The sequence below is a fragment of the Mucilaginibacter sp. genome (assembly GCF_039935595.1).
GTDB lineage: Bacteria > Bacteroidota > Bacteroidia > Sphingobacteriales > Sphingobacteriaceae > Mucilaginibacter.
In genome coordinates, this window is record NZ_JBDTJZ010000193.1 from 22586 (window position 1) to 29241 (window position 6656).

Below are 6656 nucleotides of genomic sequence, written 5' to 3' on the forward strand. Positions count from 1 at the left end.
TAATAATAAACTGCTACGTACAGAGTTTATATCTTTGTAGTACCCGGATAAACTTATTTTTAATGCATATATACCGCCTGTTCTTGTTTGCGCTTTTGTTACCTGTTTTAACCAGGGCCCAAACTCCTGACGAGAAAATACTCCCCTACAAGCCCGATCCTAAACGTGAGTTTAGAGGCGTTTGGATGGCTACTGTAGAAAATATTGACTGGCCAACCAGCACCAAAATGCCTGCCGCCCAGCAAAAACAGCAGCTTGCCGATATATTGACCGCGCACCAAAAAACCGGTATTAATGCGGTTATGTTTCAGGTAAGGCCCGCTGCCGATGCCTTTTATGCTAAAAGCCGCGAACCATGGTCGCGCTGGTTGACCGGCAAGCAAGGCCAGGCACCCGACCCGGCTTTTGACCCATTGGAATTTGCTATTACCGAGGCCCATAAACGCGGCATGGAACTACATGCCTGGTTTAACCCCTACCGCGCCACTAACGACGCCCGTTATAATCTATTGAGCCCTAACCATATTACCAATTTAAAACCCGAATGGTTTATGATATACGGCGGGCAAAAGGTATTTAACCCCGGCTTGCCCGAAGTACGCGAATATATTGTACAGGTAATATTGGATGTGGTGGATAACTATGATATTGACGGTGTACACATGGACGATTATTTTTATCCATACGCCATTGCCGGGCAAAAAATAAACGATGCTGATGCCTACCAGAAATATGGCGGAAACTTTACCAACATAAAAGACTGGCGCCGCAACAATGTTGACCAACTGATAAAAATGCTGGCCGACAGCATACATAAACATAAGCCCCGTATAAAATTTGGCATAAGCCCATTTGGTATATGGGCCAACAAATCGCAAAACGTTGATGGTTCTAATACACACGGGGGCGATTCATATTATGAATTGTATGCCGACTCTCGCAAGTGGATAAAAGAAGGCTGGTTGGATTATATTAACCCGCAGCTTTATTGGCCAATTGGTTACCGCCTGGCCGCTTTTGATAGTTTACTGAATTGGTGGAGCGACAATACCTATAACCGCCACTTATATGTGGGGCAGGCCGCCTATCGTATCAACGAAAGGAAAGTGACCAACTTTAAACATGCCGACGAAGTGCCCAACCAGATAAAACTGATACGTGCCAACCCGCGTGTGCAGGGCAGCGTTTTTTTTAGTTCAACATCATTAACAGATAACCGGCTGGGATTTACCGACTCGCTTAAAAACACCTATTACCGGCATCCCGCATTGCCACCGGTAATGTTATGGCTTGATTCGATACCGCCAAATGTACCCCGCAATCTTTCGGTTAAAAAGGAAAACAGGGCCATCCGCCTAAACTGGGAAACACCACTTTTGGCTGCCGACAAGGAACCGGTATACGGTTATGTAGTTTACCGTTTTGAAGGCTTGGGAAAGTTTGACCTTAACGACCCTAAAAACATCCTGCATATACAATTTAGCGCCGAACCTTTTTATGTGGATGCCACTGCCGAAAAAGGCAAAACCTATTCGTACATAGTCACGGCAATTGATAGGCTCAAGAACGAAAGCGACCGGTCGCCGGCGGTGGCGATAACGGCACCGTAACCTCTAATGTCATCTCGAACATAGTGAGAGATCTATACATATGTTCGGATTTGCTTGTGTATAGATTTCTCCTCGTACCTCGTTCGAAATGACAATAAGGTTTTATTATCTTGCTTAAATTATGAGAGCTGTTTTACAACGTGTATCTGAAGCAAACTGCCGGGTTAATGGCGAGGTTACCGGGAGCATAACAACAGGTTTGCTTATCCTGCTGGGTATTGCTGCGGATGATACCACGGACGACTTCCAATGGCTCGCTCAAAAAATAGCCGCTATGCGCATTTTTAGTGATGACGAGGGGTTAATGAACAAAAGTATTACCGATGTTGACGGGCGCATTTTGCTGATATCGCAGTTCACCTTGTTTGCGCAAACCAAAAAAGGTAACAGGCCATCGTTTATACGCGCGGCAAAGCCGGATATTGCCGTGCCGTTATATGAACAGATGATAACCACCCTCGCCACATTAACCAACACCAAAATTGAAACCGGCATATTTGGTGCCGATATGAAAATAAGCCTGATTAACGACGGGCCAGTTACCATTATATTAGATACCAAAGACCGCGATAACCATTAACTACCATGACCATTACCGACGCACAAAAATTAGTTGATAACTGGATAAAAACAACCGGGGTACGCTATTTTAACGAATTGACCAACACGGCCATGCTAATGGAAGAAGTTGGCGAGGTTGCCCGGATCATGGCGAGGCAATACGGCGAGCAATCTTTCAAAAAATCAGATACCGAAGTTAACCTGGCTGATGAAATGGCCGATGTTTTATTTGTGCTGATTTGCCTGGCCAACCAAACCGGTATTGACCTTACCGAAGCCCTGCAAAAAAATATGGATAAGAAAAACATCCGCGATGCCGACCGGCATAGGAATAATGACAAGTTGAAATAAATTATAGCTTCACCAGCATATCCCCATCCAAAACCGGGATGGCGGTTGTAGTATCAACCTGCAAACAAAAAGCAATGTCGCGTTCAATACCCAGTGCTTTTAGGCGTTCGCTATGCGATGTTTTTTTGAGGTAGGTGTCCAGGTCATGTTTAGCTATGTTATACAAATCGTTTGCCGCTATGGCAGGGTCATCCGGTCTAAAAGCGCCATTTTTTAACTGTTCAGTAACCGCACCTGCAAAAAGGGTATCTTCCAGGTTAAAGTTATTCTTCCAGCCCGAGCATACCAGCAAAATATTTTCCTGCTGATTGTTTAACCAGTTACACAAAGCCGTTAAGTTTAAAAATGAGCCGATAACAATCTTTTTTGCATTACGCGATAGATGCAGTGCGTGCGTACCATTAGTGGTAGTTAACACAATGGTTTTACCGGCCACGTTATCTGCCGTATAAGAGAATGGCGAATTGCCAAAATCAAACCCGGGTACCACTTCGCCATCACGCTCGGCGGCTAATAAGTAAGTACTATCTACATCGCGATAAGCCGCACATTCCTCTACCTGCGATACGGGGATAATAGCTTGTGCCCCATTTTCAATACCATAGCAAATTGAGGTTGTGGCCCTAAAAATGTCGATGATAACAACAATAAACTTTTCGATATCGTAAAGCGGCAAAAGCGCGGGTGTAAGGCAAACCTGTAGTTTTTTATTCATGTCACAACTATTGGACAAATGTAATATTATAAATTAAAAACACCGGCTAATTAGGCTGAAGCCTACTTCCTGTCCTTTATTATCCGTTGGTTAAAACCAACGGCAATGAATAGGATATGTGGAGATAAATAAGAAATGCTATGCATGATATTATTCATTGCCGTCGCATTTATGGGACGGATAAGTGCTAATTGGTAAGAATGGCTTTATCCGAATCTTTACAAACAATTATAGCAATGCCCTGTAAAAGTCCATCAGTTTATCAACTACCTTATTATTATCATGCTGCTGTTCAATTAACGCGCGTGCATTTAAACCCATTGTGCGGCAATACTTCTCATTTTTTATACAGCGTTTAATGGCCTGGTAAAACTCCTCCCGGTTATTGGCTATAATGATGTTTTTACCGTTTTCGTAATTTATACCTTCGGCACCCAGCGAGGTTGATATAATGCACTTTTCCATAGCCATACCCTCTACAATTTTTACCCGCATACCGCCCCCGGACAGTAGCGGAGCAATCATAATGGCTTTGCTGTTAATATACTCCAACGCATTGTCTACCTCGCCCTGTATAAATATTTTACCCATTACTTCATAATCGTCAAAACTTTCGGGTATATCGTTTCCGGCTATATATAACCTTGCATTCAGGTCGCCGTCTGTAAGTTCCTTTAAAAAATTATCCAGAAACCATTCTACCCCTTCGCGGTTGGGCAGCCAATCTAATGATCCTAAAAAGAAAAGGCTTGGAAACTCGGTTTGGGTATAATCAGGCTTGTATTTTTCCAGGTTAAGGCCCACCGGCAAAACCTCAACCGGTATGGTAATTCCGTAATTTTCTATTCCCTGCTTATCCTGCGGGGTAAATACGGTAATGGCATCAAACTTATTTAATTGCAGTATCTCGTAATTGAGAATACGCCGGGCATGCATTTTAAGATATGACCGTTTAAACGGATCAGTTTTTTGCTGTGATAGCCTTGTCCATACCTGGTTCTCAATATTATGGGCGCGGTATATTAATTTGGCAGTACTGTTTTTGCGTACGGCTGATAAATACAACGACACCATTAACCCTTCAAACTGTATTACATCATAATTATTTTTACGTACCTCGCCTATCAGCAAAGTTTCAAATTCCGAATCATAATATCGGTCAATATTAAAGGATGTTTTGCTGAACAGATTAACGGCTACGTCAAGTACCGATACATTGATATCAATATCATAAGCCCGGTAATTTATCTTATCTATAATATCCTCGTCCGGTTTGCTTACTTGATATTTACGTTTACCATTAAGTGCCACCAACGAAACTTCATGACCTAAACGCACCAACCCTTTTATGGTATTACATACCACAATTTGGTAACCGCCATTTTGCGGGAACGGGACACGATGTGTTAAAAACAGTATTTTCAACGGGCTAAGGGGTGTTTTTAACAAAAATATAAAAATACGCTATACAATCAAGGTTTAGAGGCTGGCATTACAGTCCGTTTAAATCAGTGTATTGTAAAAAAGCGGGTGTTGATAACAATAGAAGCGGTAATCAAGAATTAATACTCTTCATTAAGCTCCATGCCGGGTGCTGTTACTTTAAAAGTAAGACGATGGTAAGGTGTATGCCCTAACCTTAAAACCGTTTCACGATGATTAATAGTTGGGTAGCCCTTATTGCTGTGCCAGTTATATTCGGGATGCCGGGCCGCTATTTGTTTCATATAGTCGTCGCGGTAGGTTTTAGCCAAAATTGATGCTGCCGCGATGCTGAAATATTTACTATCGCCCTTTACTATACATTGATGCGGGGTGGCTTTATATTTATTAAACCGGTTGCCATCAATAATTAAAAATTTCGGCTCAAGAGTTAATTTTTCAATAGCGCGGTGCATAGCCAGGAACGAGGCGTTTAAAATATTTATCTCATCTATTTCCACATTATCTACTGATGCCACAGCGAAAGCTATAGCTTTTTGTTCTATTTCTAAACGCAAAGCATATCTAACTTCTTCAACTAATAACTTTGAATCATTAAGCAGGTCATGATCAAAATCAGGGGGTAAAATAACCGCAGCAGCAAATACCGGCCCGGCCAAACATCCGCGTCCTGCTTCGTCACATCCGGCTTCAAGTAATTCTTGCTGATATCTGGCTAATAGCATAGTGAAAATTTCACCTCAAATATCTTAATTATCTAACAAATCACAGTGTGTAAAAAAGCAACTGTTATAATTATAATAATTAAAAAATCCGGAGCGTAAGCAGCGTAATGTCGTCAATTGGTTTACCTTTCACTACAAGATTTAAATGATCCATCAGGGTTTGGTTAAACCTATCTGGCGATAGGTTATTATGCTCCTTCACAAAATCCATCAGCAAGCCCTCGTTCCACAATTTGTTTCCAAAGGGTTCAAAATCAAGCAAACCATCCGTATAATTAAACACCAGGCTATCAGGCCCTACCTCAACCTCGCCCTCATTTAAAAAAGGCAACTCCTCAAAAGCACCTATCATGGTAGTGCCTAGTTTAAGTTGTATAGCCTCGCCGTTACTGTAAAGTATAGTGGGGTTATGCCCGGCATTTATATATTTAAGCCTGCGCGTTTTTTCATTATACTTAGCTAAAAACAGGGTGATAAATTTTTCGCCCTTGGTGTTGCCTATCACTTTATGGTTAAGGCGGTTTATAATATTGGTAAGGCTGTTCTCCACCGTGGCCCAGGCATGTAAACTGGCCTGAAAATTGGCCATTAACAATGCTGCCGACATACCCTTGCCCGATACATCTGCTATACACCATAAAAATTCATCCTCATTAAGGCGTATAAAGTCAAAATAATCGCCGCCTATGTTTTGATGCGGGAGATATTTTGCCCCAATTTCAACACTTGTTTCCTGGTGTATACGTTGAGGTATCAGCATATTCTGCACTTCAACAGCCAGTTCCATTTCGCGTTTAAAACGCTCGGTATCCAAACGTTCGCGAAAAAGCTTTTTATTCTCCAGCGCAACCACAATAATATTTACCAGGGTTTGTATAAAGTTGAGGTCATTATTAACCATCTCGGCCGACGTATTAAAATCGCCAATGATAGCGTATGCCAATGGTTTGTTTTTATGATAAATGGGGATAACGTAATCATACTTTTGCAGTAGCTTGTCCTCATTATTCTTTAAAGAAGTAGGTGATCTAAATTTGTTCAACCTGGCGCAGGCGCGGTTTAGCGCGTCGGCCGTTTCTGGCTTACCTCCGTATTTTGATATACAGATATAGCCATTGTCCTTCTCAATTAAAAACCTGAAGGCACCTACCAGTAAATAATTTTGCAAAATCACTTCCAACATCTGCACCAATACGGGCGTTGCAGTATTTTTATTGATAGCGCGCGTTACATCAAGCAATGAGTTTAACT

At 41.9% G+C, this 6656-nt stretch carries 7 protein-coding genes; 3 read left to right on the top strand and 4 right to left on the bottom strand.

All coding sequences use genetic code 11. The annotated features are described in order from the left end of the window. Positions 1-62: 62 nt before the first annotated feature. The 3 genes from ABI367_RS13420 to ABI367_RS13430 all read left to right on the top strand — a co-directional run bounded on the left by ABI367_RS13420 (position 63) and on the right by ABI367_RS13430 (position 2522). Positions 63-1610, top strand: a complete 1548-nt coding sequence (locus ABI367_RS13420; RefSeq protein WP_462229769.1) for a glycoside hydrolase family 10 protein — start codon at positions 63-65, stop codon at positions 1608-1610. A gap of 121 nt (positions 1611-1731) precedes the next feature. Next, a complete protein-coding gene (dtd, locus tag ABI367_RS13425; RefSeq protein ID WP_462229771.1) occupies positions 1732-2190 on the top strand; it encodes a D-aminoacyl-tRNA deacylase in 459 nt (152 codons plus the stop codon). 5 nt (positions 2191-2195) lie between these two features. Further along, complete coding sequence (locus ABI367_RS13430; protein ID WP_462229773.1) at positions 2196-2522, top strand: nucleotide pyrophosphohydrolase; 327 nt, start codon at positions 2196-2198, stop codon at positions 2520-2522. A gap of 1 nt (position 2523) precedes the next feature. On the opposite strand, the gene ABI367_RS13435 is transcribed toward ABI367_RS13430, so the two are convergent. The 4 genes from ABI367_RS13435 to ABI367_RS13450 all read right to left on the bottom strand — a co-directional run. Further along, positions 2524-3237 carry a 2-phosphosulfolactate phosphatase gene (locus ABI367_RS13435; protein WP_462229775.1) on the bottom strand — a complete coding sequence of 238 codons (714 nt, stop codon included), beginning with the start codon at positions 3235-3237 and terminating at the stop codon, positions 2524-2526. Between the two features lie 228 nt (positions 3238-3465). Continuing rightward, positions 3466-4662: a glycosyltransferase family 4 protein gene (locus tag ABI367_RS13440; protein WP_462229777.1), complete on the bottom strand. Its 1197-nt coding sequence runs from the start codon at positions 4660-4662 to the stop codon at positions 3466-3468. A gap of 137 nt (positions 4663-4799) precedes the next feature. Continuing rightward, positions 4800-5405 carry a ribonuclease HII gene (locus ABI367_RS13445; RefSeq protein WP_462229779.1) on the bottom strand — a complete coding sequence of 202 codons (606 nt, stop codon included), beginning with the start codon at positions 5403-5405 and terminating at the stop codon, positions 4800-4802. A 79-nt stretch (positions 5406-5484) separates the two neighbouring features. Further along, positions 5485-6656: PP2C family protein-serine/threonine phosphatase (locus tag ABI367_RS13450; RefSeq protein ID WP_462229781.1), on the bottom strand; the 1172-nt coding region annotated here is incomplete at its 5' end.